The sequence below is a fragment of the Micromonospora sp. SCSIO 07396 genome (assembly GCF_053667945.1).
Window position 1 is genome coordinate 3,998,727 of sequence record NZ_CM132210.1, and the last position, 16,826, is coordinate 4,015,552.

Here is a 16,826-nt window from a genome sequence, read left to right on the forward strand (position 1 = left end):
GTGTGCGCACCCGGTCACCGCGCCTGACCTGCGACGTACCGGCCGGCGTGCGTGATGTGTCCGATCCGGTGGGAGCGGTTTCGCCACCGGTCCACCCGGGTACCTCCGGCCCTCGATGAAGCTGTCCATGCACTCGACGACGTTGCGCCGCGCGGCGCGCAGCCTGTTCGGCTGGAAAGCGCTGCGGCCCAACCAGCTCGCCGCCATGCGTGCGGTGATGAAACGACGCGACGCCCTGGTGGTGCTCCCCACCGGAGCCGGCAAGTCGGCGATCTACCAGATCCCGGCGAGCCTGATCCCCGGGCCGACGGTGGTGATCTCGCCCCTGCTGGCCCTCCAGCAGGACCAGATCGCCGCGCTCAACGAACGCCAGCGCCCCGAGCTGCGCGCCGTGCGGATCAGCTCCGACGAGAGCGCCGCCCAGCAGGCCCAGGCGATCGACGACGTTCGGCAGGGGCGGGCGGAGTTCCTCTTCATCACCCCGGAGGCGCTGAGCAACCCCGACCGGATGGCCGAGGTGAAGTCGCTGGCACCGGCGCTGGTGGCGATCGACGAGGCGCACTGCATCTCGGCGTGGGGGCACGACTTCCGCCCCGACTACCTGGCGCTGGGCCACCTGATCGACGGTCTCGGCCGTCCGCCGGTGGTGGCGCTGACCGCCACCGCCTCCCCACCGGTACGCGACGACATCATCGCCCGGCTGCGGCTGCGCGACCCTGAGGTGGTGGTCTCCGGGCTGGACCGGCCGAACCTGTTCGTCGAGGTCGCCTACTGCCCCACCGACGACTACCGGTGGCGGCGGCTGATCGCGCTGCTGCGCGACGACGAGCGGCCGGGCATCATCTACGTGCCGACCCGCCGGGCCGCCGAGGAGCTGGCCGAGCGGCTGACCACCGCCGGGTTCCCGGCGGAGTACTACCACGGTGGGATGCCCACCGCCGCCCGGCACGGGCTGCACGAGGCGTTCCTCGCCGACCAGGTGCCGATCATGGTGGCGACCTCGGCGTTCGGCATGGGCATCGACAAGCCGAACATCGCCTGGGTGGTGCACATGGCGCTGCCCGACTCGCCGGACAGCTACTTCCAGGAGATCGGCCGGGCCGGGCGCGACGGTGCGCCGGCCCGGGTGCTGCTGCTGTGGCGGGCCGAGGACGTCGGCCTGCAACGCTACTTCTCCGGCGGCCTGCCCGACGAGACCGAACTGCGGGACCTGGCCGCGCTGCTGCGCCGCCGGGCGACGACGAAGAAGGCGCTGCGCGAGGCGACCGGCCTCGGGCCGCGCAAGCTCGGGCAGTACCTGGCCCTGCTGGAGCAGATCGGGGCGGCCGAACCCCGGGCCGGGCAGAAGATCGGCGCGCCGCGCTACTCCCCCACCCCGGCGGAGGCGGGCGCGGCGGCCCTGGCCGAGGCCGAACGGCAGCAGACGGTGACCCGCTCGCGTACCGACATGATGCGCGCCTTCGCCGAGACCACCGGGTGCCGGGGGCAGGTGCTGCTGGCTTACTTCGGCGAGCAGATGTCGCAGGTCTGCGGGCACTGCGACAACTGCCACGCCGGCACCAGCGTCGCAAGCGACGGCGCGGTCGGTCCGTTCCCGGTGCACAGCCAGGTGCGGCACCCGGAGTGGGGCCCCGGGCTGGTGCTCAACTACGAGGAGGACCGGATGACGGTGCTCTTCGACGAGGTGGGCTACAAGACGCTCTCCGTACGCGTGGTGTCCGAACAGGGTCTGCTGACGCTGGACTAGCCTGACCCGGGCGACCGCCGGGGGCGGTGCCCGCAGTGCAACGATCGAGAGGGGCTCAGTCGTGATCGAACAGCCGGCGTACACCGGGTTCGGGTTCTCCGACGAGGAGTGGGGGCTGCTGGTCGGCCTGCCGCAGTCGGTCCTGACCGCGGCCAGCGCCGCCGAGTCGGACGGTGCCCGGCGCACCCGCGCCGAGAACGCGGCCGGGCTGGAGACCATCGCCGCCGGCCGGGAGTCGGCGAGCCCGCTCGTCGCCGCCGTCGCCGGGGAGATCGTCTCCCGGGTGGGCGACCCGGAGGCCGGCGAGGAACTGCCGGTGATCTCGCCGGCCGACCCGCAGGCGCTCATCGACGACGTGCTGGTCCGGGCCGGGCAGGCGGCCACCCTGCTGGCCGCGAAGGTGGACGAGGGCGAGGCCGGGGCGTACCGGCACTGGCTGGTGGAGATCGCCGACCAGGTGGTCGGGGCCGCCTCCAGCGGGGGGCTGCTCGGCATCGGCGGCGACCAGGTCAGCGACTCGGAGCGGAAGTTCCGCGACCGCCTCTCCCAGGTCCTCAACGACTGACGTCGACGCTGTGCGAGCCGGGCCGGCGACAGGCGGCCCGGCCTGTCGTCATAGCGCAGCGAGTTGGAGACCCTGCCGGGCCAGGTTTCAGGCGGGGCCGACACATCGGGCGGCCGTTAGCGGCGGCTTCGCGTCCGCGCCTGCCGCCCTACCGACTCGGCCGCGGACCACGTCGGCCGCAGGGCATGTGCACCGCAAGGAAGCCATATACGGGATGTAACCGGACGCTTCCTTCACCTTAGAGAGCGTTTGGGATGTGTGCTGGTCGGGCGTGTCGCACAGTGGGTGCGATCGATGAACTGGGTCCGGTCGGTAGACGGGTATGGATCGAGTGCGGCGGTACCCGTCTGACCTGACCGATGCCGAGTGGGCGTTCGTCGAGCCGATGCTGCCGTCGCCGCAGTGGATGGGCAGGCCGGAGAAGCATCCTCGTCGGGCGATCGTTGACGGCATCCTGTACGTGGTGCGTACCGGCTGCGCGTGGCGGTACCTGCCGGTGGACTTCCCGCCCTGGCAGACGGTGTACTCCCACTTCCAGCGGTGGAACCGGCGGGGTGTGACCGAGCGGATCCTCACCGAACTGCGGGAGGATGTCCGCCTGGCCCACGACCGGCAGCCGCAGCCGACCGCAGGGATCATCGACTCCCAGAGCGTGCGCGCCGCCGACACCGTGCACTCCGATACCCGCGGCTACGACAGTGGGAAGAAGGTCAACGGCCGCAAACGGTTCATCGTCACCGACACCCTCGGTCTGCTGGTCACCGTGTGGGTCCTGGCTGCCTCGTGGCAGGACCGCGACGGCGCGAAGGGCGCCCTGCTCGCCACCTATATGGCGACTCCGATCCGGCATGTGTTCGCCGACTCCGGGTTCGCCGGCCGTCTGGTCGACTGGGCCCGCGACGTCCTGCGCACCACCCTGGAGATCATCCGCAAACCCGCCGACCAGCAAGGATTCGTCGTGCACCGCCGTCGATGGGTGGTAGAGAGGACCCTGGCCTGGCTCACCGCCCACCGCCGGCTGGCCCGCGACTACGAAACCCACCCCGCCACCTCCGAGGCCATGATCCGCTGGGCCGCCATCGCCGGCATGCTCGCCCGTCTCACCCGAGGCGGACCACCACCCGCCAACAACGCCGCACCCTCAACACACCCGACCGACAGACATGCGAAACGCTCTCTAAGAAAAGCTATACAGGATCAAGAACGGCCCGGCCGAAGCCGGGCCGCGCGCACGCGCTCAAGGCCTACGGCCCCGCGCGCACGCCTGCGAAGCCTGACCGCTGGAGCAAGTCCAGCGTCACACCAATCATCGATAATGATGAGTCTTCATGATCGGCTGACATCAACCCTGACATCAACCGGAGCGGACAGCCTCGCATGACAGCGCACAACGAAGCGAGGCCAGCGCTCCCAGAAGTCGCGAATCAGGCCGATCGAAAGGACACGGTCGGGCCATAGTCTTCCGACTCATCGGTAACCGTAACGAGAAATTCCCGATCCGGAAAAGCGCGCCGTAGGGCGGCGCTCCACATTTCAGCCAACCGCGACGCAAGGCCAGCAAGAACTCTGTTCTCAGCGTCCGTTTTTGCTGCGAAAACATCCCACAGATGAACATGGTTAGCGATCGATTCTACAGCTTTACCATCGCCCTCAAGCTCACTGAACCAATTTTCGATGGCCTGTTCATCGAAAGCGAAATTCAGGAATATGAATCCGCGATACTCAACGAAATTAGGCCAGAAAAATAAGGATGCAGCTGCCGCTTCGGCAACAGTCGTGGTAGATAGGATGAATGATCGTGGATCAAAGTCCACGCCCGCCATCCAGCCTTCCAGCTGCGGTAGCTTATCGAGATCCACGGCTACGCAACCTCTCCTAGTTCTTCTGACCTAATTCCATCAAGTCCTATTTAATCAACATCCAACGCGCGGAAGGTCACCTGGCCCGGCCGGCGTCGCGATCCTACTCTGCTGCGGGAAGATGCGCCCGTCGGGAGCCACGTTGCGCGTGAACTCCTGGACGTGCGGCGTGGGGACCCCGCCATGAGCGGCCCCTACCAGATCAACCCTCCGCAGAATGACACCATCCGCGTCGTAGACAGCATAGTTGCTGATTGAGCCATTCTGGGTTCGGTAAAGAATTCCGTTAGCGGGACCACCTGCATCCAGTGCACCACCCACCGGGAATCGGCCCCGCACCTCGGTCGCATTACTGAGATCAATGCCGCCATTGTCGTTGTGGACGAGGACTGGTGTTGCGCCAGCCAACACATAGTACGTGTGGATGGCGTTTACCGTGAGATTGTATGCGAGGGCCGTCTGCGTCGAGGAGGGGACGAGGCCGCCGACAGCCTGGAGTCCTTCAGGGCTCACGACGAGATCGTTGCGGTCAAGCTGGTCTGCCCGCTGCCACTGATGGGCAGTGTGGTTCCAGAAGGGGTGGTCCTCGGTGGTGGTGAGCAGCGCCCCGTCGATCTCCAGGTCGATAAGTTCATCGAAGTGAACCCATACGTGCTCAACGACCCGTGGACCTTGTGCGCCGGATTCTGGGTCCGCGGCGATCACTTCGTCGCCTGGGCGCACCTCATCCAGGCGCTTGGCCGTACCGTCGGCCATCAGGACTCTCGTGTCCCCGCTGAAGCTACAGGCTCCCGTCAGCGGAGAACCCTTTCCTGGCCCGACACCACGGTTTCCGAGCTTTCCCGCAAGGCCGAGCATTGGCAGGGAATCGTCTACCGGAAGATTCTCTGCCATAAAATCGAAATGCTTACCCCAGAGCTCTTCGGTCCACTTCCCACAGCCACCAGGGTTGCCCATCTCGTAACAGATTCTCATCGCGAGTTCACGCTCATCTGAGCGCACGAAATCGAAGCTGGAGACGCCTTGGCTGAACTTCTCGCCGCGCTGCTCGTTCCAGCGGCGAGTGAACTCTTCCAGTGGGACCGTGACGGGAACCCGGATGACGTGGCCGAGGATCCGGGGGTCGTGTCGCCGGATGGGGGTGGTGCCCTTGTGTCCGTTGCGCTTTCCCCAGTGTTCATTGGCCGGGGTGCCGCAGCCGCCTGGGCAGCCCTTGGTGGGACTGTAGCCGTAGCAGTCGTGGTCGAGGCAGTCTTCGGGGATCAGTCCGCTGGGGTCGCTGGAGGTGACGGGTGAGTTGTTGGCGTAGGCGTAGCCGTTCCACTGCTGGGGGTCCGTGAGGTCCTGCAGGGGGTCGAGCGAGATGAAGCGTCCGGTGGCCGGGTCGTAGTTGCGGGCGCCGACCTGGGTGAGTCCGATGTTGGTGTTGAGGGGCTGGTTGAGGAAGCCCCGGTTGTCGGGGGTGGTGACGGTGGCGCCACGGGGGTCCCCGTACGGGGTGTACTGACGCCAGGTGGGGACCTGGGCGGTGTTGTTGAGATAGAGGCTCGGGGTGCCCTGGTGGTTGGGGACGGTGTAGCCATAGTTACTGCCGGTACCAGTGCGGATAGCGGTCGCCCCGTTGGGGAGTGGGTGGTACCGCACGCCGGTCAAAGTCTGGGCGCTCGTGTTGAGGGTGATCTGTTGCCCGGGGAGATAGAGGGTGCTGGTCCCCGGGTCCTTCTGGATGAGTAAATTGCCGTCGGCGTCGTACAGGAAGGAACTGTCGCCGTCCGTGCCGCCGGTGACGGCGGTGAGTTCGCCGGTGTCGTCCCAGCTCAAGGTCTGGTTGCCCTGACCTGCGCTGCGGGTGGCCATGTTGCCGGATTTGTCGTATGTGTACGAGGTGTTGCCGGTCAGGCCGCCGCTGGTTGCCGTGCTGGTCAGGGTGTTCGGCTGCCCCTTGCTGTTGCCGTCATAGGTGTAGGTCGTGGTGGTGTCCGTGCCGCCGCTGAGCGCATACTGCTTCTGGCTCTGGCGGTTGCCGAGAAGGTCTACCGTCCACTCGGTCCAGTAGGCGCTGGTGGAGCCGATGCCACTGCCGACCATGCCACGGTTACTGCCGCTCGGTGTGAGGGCGCAGTTGTCGGTGGCGGTCCAGGCGGAGGTGAGTTGGCGCAGCGCGTCGTACCGGTAGCACTGGGTCTCTGCTGTGGTCGCGGGCTCGTACCGGGTGTCGACCTGTTTGGTGATGTTGCCGAACAGGTCGTACTCGTACTCCTTTTGGGCGACGTCCTTGGTGGTAGTGGTGGTCTTGGTGATCTTCTGGGTCTTCAGCCGGCTGTTGTGTTCGTCGTAGGTGTTGATGATGGTGGCTTGGCTGCTGCTCGCGTTGATCCGGCCACCGGTCACCCGGCCCCAGGCGTCGTAGTAGGTGGCGTTGGCGTAGGTGCCGAGCAGGCTACCTGCGGTGGTCGGTAGTTCCAGGGCACCGGTGTACGCGTAGGTCACGGTCTCGGAGGGGAGTCCGCCCTTGGCGGGAAAGGCGTTGCTGTACGGCTGTCCGGTCACCCCGAGGTACGCATGGCCGAAGGTGTACGTGTTGCCGAGCAGCCCTTCGACCGCGGGGATGGTGATGGTCTCGCCGGTGGACGCACCGAAGGCGTTGAAGCCGTTGTACTGGGTGATGTAGGCGGCGTTGTTGCGGTAGGCGGTGACCGTGGTCAACTTGCCTATCGGGTTGGTCATGTTGGCGACTGCAGCGTTGTCGTTGTCGTACGCCCAGGAGGCGAGCTTGTTCGTCGCCGACTGACCGGACAGGGGCGCGGCGAAGGTGCCGGTCTTGCGGTTGATCGAGTCGTAGGTGAACGAGACGGTTTTGGTGCGGGAGTCGGTGGTCTGGGTGAGGTTGCCGGCACCGTCGTACGTCATGGTGCTGGTGCCGGCGTCCGGGTCGGTCTTCTCGATCACCCGGGCGAGCAGGTCGTACCGGCTGTTCCAGGTGGTGCCTGCGGAGTTGGTGAGGCTGGCCTGGTTTCCGCGTGCGTCGTAGCCGTAGCTCGTGGCGGTGGTGGTGCCGCCGGTCAGGTGGTACGTCCCGGTGAACGGGTTCGACGGGGTGACGAGGATCGGGGTCGTCGTGTACTGGAGCACCTTGTCGGTGCGGCCCGTCGGGTCGGTCACGGTGGAGGTGGTGGTGCCGCCCGCTGGTGGGATGACGGTGGTTCGGTCGCCGTTGTAGACGGTTCTGGTGGCGGAGACGACCTGGTTGTCGCGCGCGTTCTGGACCAGGATCGCCCGGCCGGCACCGTCATAGGTGTTGAAGGTCTGGTGGTAGACCGTCTTGCCGAGATTGGTTGCCGACACGGGCGTTGTGTCCGGGTTGTTGGCCTCGTCCCACCAGCCGTCGTACGTGGCGCGTACCCAACCCCGGGTGTCGTAGAAGCTGTCGGTGATCATGCGACCACCGGCGGGGCTGGTGCTCTGGGTCTGGCGCACCCTCATCTGCGCGTCGTAGATGGTCGTAGAGGTGGCGTAGCCACCGGCGTTGTTCAACGTCTCGGTCGTGGTGGCGGTGGGACCGGTCTTCTGGACCGTGTAGGTGTAGCGATGGTGAGGCGGGTTGCTGGTGGCCCGTCCGGCCACCCACACGGCTCTGACCCGGCCGAGGGCGTCGTACTGGCGGCGGGTCGACACGAGGTTGGCGTCGGTGGAGACCGTGGTCAGGTTGCGCATCGGCGTGACCGTCGTCGACGAGACGTGGTCCTTGGCGTTCTTGGTGGTCACGCCGGTGGTGAGGCCGACGGCGTTGTCCGTGTACGTGGTGGTGGACTTGTTGCCGTTCCCGTCGTACATCGCGGTGGTTCGGCCGTAGGAGTCGAACTCTGCGCGGTCGGTGGTCTGGTAGACGTAGGCGCCGGCGACGTGGTCGGACGCCTTACGCACCATCGTCACGTTGCCTTTGGAAGGCGCGTTAGCCTGGGGAAACGTCGTGGCGAAACTGGGGTCGTCGTAGTAGGTGCGCACGTGGGAGACGACCTGCGCGGGTCGGTCGACGGTGGTCGGCGCGGTGAGGGTGTTGACGCTGCCGGGGACCGATGCCGGCGATCCCGGGGTGAAGCCGCCGCAGGCCACGGCGACCGTCTCGACCTGGCTGATCAGCCCGATGATGTTCAGGCTGGTGTTGGCCGGTGCGTACGTGGTGGTGGTGCACTGGTCGTAAGCGGTGTTGACCGGGACCGTGTGGTCGTAGGAGTGCTTGAGCAGGCCGAAGGTGGGCGAGCTGGCCGACGTGTCGTAGGTGTTGTCGGTCTGGCTGTAGCGCCAGGTGGTCGCGCCGGTGCTGGTCATGGCCTGCCGGGTCCAGGTCTGGATCGGTGCCATCTTGTTCGCCGTCAGGTCGGGCAGGCCTGTCCGGCTCCGAGTCGCACTGGCCGCCGAGATCCAGTACGAGGTTACCGTCGAGGTTTCGACGGGTCCCCCGTCACCGCGGTACGTGGTGGTTTCCAGTTCCCGGCCGGCCAATTGGTCGATGTCTTCGTGGAGGCCGCCGGCCGAGTCGGTGACGTTGACGACGGTGGTGTTGTTGTTTTTGGACATGCCGCGGTAATAGGTGGCGGCCGTGAGCGTGCGTGGGTCGTTGGTGGCATCGCCGTTGCGGGTCTCGACCTTGCCGTAGCCGCGGAACTGGCCGTAGGTGCGGTACTTCGTCTTCACGACCTCGTTGTCGTCGTAGCGCCAGGCAGCGCCTCCAACGTAGGTGTAGCTGGTCGCGGTCGCCGGTGCTCCGCCCGTCGGGTCGGTGGCGGTGACTCTGGTAACGGCGTACTTGTGGAACCAGTCACGAGTGGGATTGGAGTATCCGTCAGGGGTCCAGTAGACCGGGTAACAGGACTTGGTGTTCGTCGCGGGACTGACGCTGACCGGTGCCGTGCAGGGCTCTGGCAGCTCGTAGCTGGCGGTGATGACGGAGCCGGTCTCGGTGGTCACCGTCTCGAGGCGTTGCCGGTAGAAGGAGGGCAGGCCGCCTGCGGTGTCGACGCGATTCGGCAGCTTAATCCCGGTAAACGACACGGACGGCAGCGTGATCGGCGTGGTCGATCCGCCTGAGGTGGTGTCGTGGCCGGTGCGGGTGATGGAGCTCAGCCACAGCGTCGGGGACGTGTCTTCGTCAGTCGTCGGCATGGTCTGTGTCAGGGCGTATGAGTCCACCGGCCGGTAATTTGCGGTTGCCGTGTCGTACTGCTGCGTTTCGACGGAGGTGAGACGGACGGTGGAGAAGAACGAAGGGCTCCAGGACTTGCAGTCGGTGTTCTCTTTGCAGATCAGGTCGAACGGGACATCCTGCCAGTTCGCCTTCGTGTTCTCGTTCAGCGGATTGCAGGTCCCCGAGAGGCACCGGTCTCCGGTGTTGAAGACGACCCGGTTCGGGACGGTGCCGTAGGCGTTGCCGTCGGTGAAGCCGTAGTCAATGCGTGCCAGCCAACTGTCCCGGATGTAGGAGACGTCCGTGGCGCCCTCGTTGCGGCCGTAGTAGTTGGTTGCCTGGTTGTAGTAGTAGGCCATGGCGTTGCCGTGGACGTCCTTGACGTAGTCGAGGTTCCAGCGGTAGGCCATGGTGCACACCGAGGAGGAGAACCCGGTCGACTTGTAGCAGGGATCACCGGCATGCGGCGAATAGACTGGGGTGTGGTCTACCGACTTGGTCTCTGGCTTATTGGTGGACCAACCCTGCAACCTGTTGCGGCCGAACTCGTAGACGGTGCCGTCCGGTTCGGTCACCCGCCAGTAGTCGTGGTTGTAGGTGCCGCTGCCGGTTTCGAAGTTGGTCACCTGCTTGATGACCGAGCCGTTGTCGTTCTGGAGTCTCCACGTCTCCTTGCCGGAGTCCCAGATCATCGACGTCGACGAGCCGTTGAGCGACAGGGTGAGAATCGGACCGGTGTAGCAACGGTCGTACGTCTTCTTCGGCGACGGAGTGCCGCCGGGGTCGTCCTGACAGGAGACGAAAGTCTGCTCCACGTAGTTGCGCGGCGTCGACCAACCGTCACCCACCCACGACGCCTGCGCGCTGGTAGCGACGGTCTGCCCGTCCACCGCGCTGGAGTCGTACGACAGTGCCAACTGCGGTGCCAGCTTCGACCGCGTCGGCGGCACGGTCAGCGGGTACGAGTAGCTGAACGACCCGGTGCTTCCGCCTGCGCTCCACGAACCGGAGGGTTTCAGATCCGTAGCCGCGTAGGTGCCCCCCTCCCCGCCTTCCTCTCCCGCGCCAGCGAGCGCAGCGAGTACCGTCGTGGCGGGGCCGGCAACAGTTGCCTCACGGTCGGCACCACCGACCGTGATCTCAGCCGAGACCGTCCTGGCCGCCACGTCGTTGCGTGACGACAGTGGCTCGATGGAACGGCAGGCGGCTTGTTGTGGGGTGGTCAGCACGCAGGCGGGTAGCTTGACCAGCCTGAGCCTGGAGCCGTAGTTGCCACCGTATGCCTCGGCGAAGTCGGCGTAGTCCACGCCGACGCGCACGGCACCGGCGCTGCGCGCGGTTGGCGCGGATACGCTGAGCAGCACGCCGTGCACCCCGGCAGCCGCAGTGGCAGCGCGATCGAGCACCCGCACGCCAAGACGCTGAGGGCCGACGTGGGAGTACTGACGCTGCGGGGCAGTCTGCACCCAGATCGGGGTTCCCGCTGCCCTCGCCGTTATCGGCGCATCAGCACGGACACCGGCTGAGGCCAGGTCGACCTCAGCCGCTGCGGCCTTCGGCCAGGTGGTCCGCGTCGGGTGAGAGTTGGTCTTCGCGGCGTCACGTGGAACGACGAACTTCGACTTCAGGGGCTTCACTCCCGTGACCGAGCGGCCGGGCGATGGGACGGGAGGTCGAGCTGTTGCAGCACCGGCGGCCATCGCCCCTGGGGGCGTCGCCACCAGCGTTCCGGCGATGAGCACCGCTCCCATGCAGAGCGCGGCGAGCCTGCTGCGGCGTGTGAGCAGCCGCGATCCCCCGTGTCCGACCATTGCCAACCCACCTTGACCGACGACCGACGAAAAGACACGCAGGGTGTCGGGTCGACCACCAAGCGGCGTGGACAATGTTTCACGTCGCGCGGCCACAGAGGTCACGGGAGCATAACGAAAGATCGCGGCCGGGCATCCAGACCTGTCGAAGAAGGTCGAAAGGGGCAGCGCGGAAAGGATGGGCGTTCCGCCGTGGCGGTCTGGCTGGTTCACTGTGGCCGCCACCGGACATGCGGCAGCGTGTCCCCTGACACACGGGGAGTAATGACTTGATGCCCGGAAACAGCCTCGCGCGAGGGCCGCGCCTGGTCACGTCCACAGTGACGGCATGCATGGTCATCGCAGTTGCCGCGACCTGGTGCGGCCCGGCCGCTGGCTCACCATCCAGGGAAGCAGCCCTTGCGCAGACCGTCGCTGCACCCATCGGAGTCGCTCAGGCGGTCGTCGAGGCACGACGCACCGGGTCCCCAGTCGAGGCGACCGCCGCCGGGACCTCGACGACGGTGGTGACGGCCCGTCCCGATGGGCAGATCCAGCTCACCGAGCATGTGAAGCCGACGCGCACTCAGATCGACGGGCAGTGGAAGTCGTTGAACCCGAACCTCGTCCAACACGACGACGGCAGGATCACGGCAGGGGTCACCACGAACGAGGTCCGCCTCTCCCCCGGAGGAAACCAGACCCTGGCCGAGATGGTCTCCGGCGACCGTGCGCTCACCCTCGGCGTACCAGCACCCCTGCCGCCTCCGACACTCTCCGGCGCCACGGCCACATACCGGCAGGTGCTCCCCGACGTCGACCTGGTCGTCACGGTCGACACGGAGGGGTCCTTCTCCCACGTCTTCGTGGTCAACACCCCGGAAGCCGCCACCAACTCTCGACTTGCCGACTTGACGCTCACCACCGAAAGCACCGGGTTCACTCTCAGCGCCGACGCGGCCGGCAACATCGCCGGTCGAGATCGCTCCGGCAGCGCGGTCATCACCGCCGCCGCACCGGTCATGTGGGATTCCACCGTAGGGGACGCGGCCGGCCCGCCGGCTGACCGCCGCACCACGGCCTCCTCACCGGCAGCCCCAGGCCGCCATGCCCGCACCGCCCCCATCAAGGTGAAGATCAAGCCGGGGCACCTCGTTCTCAGTCCGGACCGCGCCCTGCTGTCCAACCCGAAGACCGTCTACCCGGTATACATCGACCCCACCTTCAACTGGACTCCGACCGGGTCAAGCAAAGGGGGCTGGGCCACCATCTCGGCCCAACATCAGTCGACCAACTACTGGAAGGACACGCCCGACCCATACAAGCGGATGCAGGTAGGCAACTCCGGGGTGCAACGTTCCAACACGCTCATCAACTTCTCGATCCCCTACAGCACGCTGACGGGCGCCACGATCAATTCCGCGCTCTTCAAGATCACCAACACCCTGTCGTGGAGTTGCACCGCGAAACGCGTGGACGTTCATGCCCCCTCCGCTGTCCTCAGCTCCGGCAACGCGAAGTGGGACTTCTGGGAGTCCCAGAGCAGCGGCCCGTTGGCCGCCAACAAGAGCTTCGCCTACGGATACAGCGGATGCGCCGCCAGCGGTGTCTCATTCGACATCACCGGCCAGATCGCGAGTGACGTCACGGCGAAGAGGAGCACACGCACCCTGTGGTTGAAGGCGTACAACGAGGCCAGCGATACCCAGAGCTGGAAGGAATTCCTGGATACCAGCCCCGCGTTGGAGATCCTCTACAACCACAAACCGAACACGCCCACAGGCCTCAGCACCTCACCGACCACCTCATGCACCGCAGCCACACCCACCGTCGTCGGAGATTCCGCAGTGTCGCTGTACGCGCCCGTCTCCGATCGCAACGGCGGGGTGCTCGGCGTCACCTTCAAGGTGACCAGAACCAGTGACGCTGCCAACGTCGCCAGCTCCAATCCGAGCACACTCACCTACCCGTCAGGTAGCACCGCTGTGCTGGTGATTCCGCAGAGCACACTCCGGACCTACTCGGGCTACACAGGGCCGGGCACAGGAACCGCGACGAGCTTCTCCTGGCGGGTTCAGGCCACCGACTTCGGCGCAGCCGGAGACTGGTCAGTGACCTGCAAGTTCATCTTCGACCCCACGCGTGCGGGCAAACCCGAGGTGCAACTGACCTCAGCAGAGCCGACCATCGTCGGCCAAACCGCGACCTTCGGCATCACCCCACCAATCGGTGGTACCGCACCAACCAGCTACAGCTACCAACTCAACAGCGCCCCACCCGTGGTGATCCCCGCATCGGCCGGAACGACGTCGATCGCACTCAAGCCCACCCGGTTCACCAACACCCTCGTCGTGACGAGCATCTCGGCCGGAGGCAACATCGGGGACACGGCGGTGAGAGTCTTCAACTCCGACCCCGCCGCAACCGCCAACGACGCCGACATGACCGGAGACGGCAGGGCGGACCTGATCACCGTGGGCGCGGCCAACAACCTGCCAGCAGGTCTCTGGCTTGCCGAAAACAGCGGCTCCCTCAGCGTCAACCCCAACATTGTCAACATTGGCACGCAGGGAACCGGCGTCGCCACCACCAGCACGTCCTCCGACTTCGATGGCAGCCAGGTGCTCACCGGCCACTTCTTCGACACCGGACTACAGGATGTGCTGGTCTACCGTCCCACGAGCGGCGACGCCGTGCTCCTGCACGCCAACGGTGACGGATCGACCATCGAGTCGCGGGGCGGCGATCAGCAGATCACCATTCCCCGAGAAGCACTCGTTGACGAAGCCGATACCTCCCCGATCCAGGTCGCCAGTGCCGGAGACGGGCGGCAGACCGGATCGCTCGTGCCCGATCTCATCGGCACCAGCGGCAACACCACAGGCGGCTACTATCTCACCTACTACCCCACGGGTGCACCAGGTGGCTACCAGCAGGCCACCCGTACCACGGCACTGACCCCCACCGGCGGAACCGACTGGAACAACTGGACGGTCACCACCGCCCAGACCGCCACCGGCACCGCCATGTTCCTGTGGAACCGCTCCACCGGTGCCCTGTATTTGTGGACCGATCTCACCTTCGACCTCGACACCGCGCAGCTGACCTATGCCAGCCGCACACTGGCCACCGCCGACTGGAACAAGGCCACCGCTCTGGTCCTTCGAGCCGCCGACATCAACGGCGATGGCACGCCAGACCTATGGGCCACGGGAGCAGGCGCGGCAGTCACCGCCTGGCTGGTAGGTACGAACTCCAGCCCCACGGCCTTGGACGCACAGCCCACCCAGAGTCTGATCACCTCACAGCACACCTGGCTGTTCGACGAAGGCACCGACGGGGCGGTGTCCAGCGCCGTCGACTCTTCGGGTGGCAAGTCCCTCACCGCCACCACCACGGGGGCGTTGTGGCGCAGCGGAGACATGTTCAGTCCCAGCCTGATGCTCAACATGGATTCGGCGACCGCCACGCCGAACCCTGCGTTACAGGGCGAGCTTTTCCGCAACGATTCTCTGATCGACACCACCAAGTCGTTCAGCCTTGCGGTCTGGGTGAAGCCCACCACCGCAGGCGGCGTCATCGTCTCCGAGGACGGGGCAAACGCCTCACGCTTCATCCTCTGGAACAACACGAGCGACAACACCTGGCGCTTCGGCTTGGGCAACGCCGACAGCGGCTGGTCCTACACCCAGGTCGTGACTCCGGCCGGGACCGCACTCGGCGTCTGGACACACCTGGTCGCCACGTACAACGCCGAAACCCGCACCATCTCGCTCTACGTCAACGGCGTACTCAAAGGCAGCACCGCGTTCACAGCGAATCCGACCTGGCCGAGCACCGGCAAGTTCGTGGTCGGCCGATACAAGTACCAAGCCGCCCCGACCGCCTACTACGCCGGCAAGATCAGCAACCTACAGGTATGGAAACGGGCACTGACCCCGACCCAGGCCGGCGCGAGCAACACCACCAAGACCGGTTCCCTCACACCGCTCGGATCGACGACCTGGACACCGCCGGGAACCGGCACCGCCGAGACGGAGACCTACGCCGTCGACACCACCGGCAGCCTCTGGAAGTACCGCAAGCAGGGAACCCAACTGACCGATCCCCACCTCATGTCCACCGGCTGGGACCAGTTCACCCCGTTCGGCATCGCCGACTTCAACCACGACGGCTACCAGGACCTCATAGCCCGCGACGACACCACCTGCAACCTCCAGGTTTTCCTCGGAACCGCAAACGACCTCAACCCCCAGCCCACGTTCCTCGGCAACGGTTGGTGCAGCTTCCGCCCCTTCGGCGTGACCGACTGGAACAGGGACGGCTACCAGGACATCATCACCGCAAGCTCCACCGGCGACATGTGGAACTATCCCGGCGACCTGAAGGGCGGCCAGGCCACCCGGGTACTGCTCGGCACCGGCTGGTCCACCAACTACAGCACCTTCGGCATCGCCAACGTCGTCGGCGACAGCACACCCGACGTATACGCCCGCCTGACCAGCACCGGCATCCTCAACCTGTACGACTTCCCACCCAACAACGTCAGCCAGGTCGGCACCGGCTGGGGGAACTTCACCTCATTCGGCCTCACCGACTTCAACAGTGACGGCAAACCCGACGTCATCGCCCGCGACAACTCCACCGGCACCGTGTACCTCTACCCAGGCACCACCAACGGACTACTGAGCGCAAGAACCACCATCGCCACCGGCTGGTAGCCACCTGGCTGGGCGGGCGGTACCACCGAACAGCCCTCAGCGCCACTCCGCCGTCAGCCCGTCGATCGAGTGGGCGTCGCCGCGACCATGCAACTGGCTGCGGCGGCGTCGACTCCACTGCTATCCCTCGACGGTGACCTGGTGGTTCCCACAGGCAGCCGTCAACCTGGGAACCGCGAAAGCCAGGTTGGCCATTCGGAAATCGACCACCATCGGCGCATCGTTCTGCCCCTTCCCCAACTGCACCCGCTGTGCCGAGCCCACCGCGAAGAGCCCGGCAGACTTCAGATCCTCGTGAGCGGAACGCTGAAACAACTCCCACATCCGCTGCAACTCGTCATCGGGCACGACCTCACCCTGTGCGGCCCGCACCACGAACCCCGCCGACCGGCACGCCGTAACCCCCGGATCCTCATCCTCCCGGTCGGCGAACTGCCGGTACGCCGCCGCGCCGCCGACACTTAGAACGAGCAGAACGAGGAACACCACCAACAGGCCGACCCACCGGCGTCGTCGACTCGGCACCTCCACGGCGTGGTCGGCCAGGGAGTGATCGTCAGTCACGCAAACGTCCTATCTGCACTAGCCACAACGGGGCGGTAAAGCTACCACTCCGGCCCGGCCCAACTACGCGACCAATCCGAAGCCCCGACCGCTGCCGGCACCAACCTCAACCACGGCGCGGCGGAAGTAGCCGTACCGTCACCGGCCCGGGCCGCCATCCCGACAACGTCATCGATCAACTCGACCGCGCCGCGGTCGTCACCGTCACAGACCGCACACCGGCGCACCGGACACGGGACGCCCACGAACCCGGCGACCAGCACCGAGAAACGACAACCGGCGGTCGCGGATCCGTTGGTCAACTCACTGTCGCCGATGTTGCGGTGTCCCGGTCGCTTCGATGCCGTTGAATCGGTGACATCGCGAACCGGTGACACCGGCCCGGACCCCGCGCG

The 16,826-nt window shown here is 66.2% G+C and carries 6 protein-coding genes and 1 pseudogene; 4 read left to right on the plus strand and 3 right to left on the minus strand.

What is annotated here, in order from left to right; genetic code table 11:
• Window positions 1–115: 115 nt before the first annotated feature.
• The 3 genes and pseudogenes from ACWCHM_RS17210 to ACWCHM_RS17220 form a co-directional block, all read left to right on the plus strand.
• The gene (locus ACWCHM_RS17210) at window positions 116–1,747 is read left to right on the plus strand and encodes a RecQ family ATP-dependent DNA helicase (protein WP_204961313.1); all 1,632 of its coding nucleotides are present in this window, start codon (window positions 116–118) and stop codon (window positions 1,745–1,747) included.
• 61 nt (window positions 1,748–1,808) lie between these two features.
• Window positions 1,809–2,312, plus strand: a complete 504-nt coding sequence (locus tag ACWCHM_RS17215; RefSeq protein WP_282266572.1) for a hypothetical protein — start codon at window positions 1,809–1,811, stop codon at window positions 2,310–2,312.
• A gap of 294 nt (window positions 2,313–2,606) precedes the next feature.
• Window positions 2,607–3,489: pseudogene (locus ACWCHM_RS17220) on the plus strand (IS5 family transposase); the annotation flags it as partial.
• A 247-nt stretch (window positions 3,490–3,736) separates the two neighbouring features.
• Here ACWCHM_RS17220 and ACWCHM_RS17225 read toward each other — a convergent pair.
• Both ACWCHM_RS17225 and ACWCHM_RS17230 read right to left on the minus strand, forming a co-directional pair.
• Window positions 3,737–4,171, minus strand: coding sequence for a hypothetical protein (locus tag ACWCHM_RS17225; protein ID WP_454219018.1), 435 nt, complete (start codon window positions 4,169–4,171; stop codon window positions 3,737–3,739).
• Between the two features lie 54 nt (window positions 4,172–4,225).
• Complete coding sequence (locus tag ACWCHM_RS17230; RefSeq protein ID WP_454219019.1) at window positions 4,226–11,380, minus strand: RHS repeat-associated core domain-containing protein; 7,155 nt, start codon at window positions 11,378–11,380, stop codon at window positions 4,226–4,228.
• A 119-nt stretch (window positions 11,381–11,499) separates the two neighbouring features.
• Here ACWCHM_RS17230 and ACWCHM_RS17235 point away from each other — a divergent pair, with 119 nt between their 5' ends.
• Window positions 11,500–15,867, plus strand: a complete 4,368-nt coding sequence (locus ACWCHM_RS17235; protein WP_454219020.1) for a LamG-like jellyroll fold domain-containing protein — start codon at window positions 11,500–11,502, stop codon at window positions 15,865–15,867.
• Window positions 15,868–15,987: 120 nt separating this feature from the next.
• Here ACWCHM_RS17235 and ACWCHM_RS17240 read toward each other — a convergent pair whose 3' ends face one another.
• The gene (locus tag ACWCHM_RS17240; protein WP_454219021.1) at window positions 15,988–16,431 is read right to left on the minus strand and encodes a hypothetical protein; all 444 of its coding nucleotides are present in this window, start codon (window positions 16,429–16,431) and stop codon (window positions 15,988–15,990) included.
• Window positions 16,432–16,826: the final 395 nt, after the last annotated feature.

What these genes read in the sequence shown, in the direction of transcription:
- ACWCHM_RS17235 (WP_454219020.1), top strand. Translation starts at nt 11,500, where the DNA reads ATGGTCATCGCAGTTGCCGCGACCTGGTGCGGCCCGGCCGCTGGCTCA.
- ACWCHM_RS17210 (WP_204961313.1), top strand. Translation starts at nt 116, where the DNA reads ATGAAGCTGTCCATGCACTCGACGACGTTGCGCCGCGCGGCGCGCAGC.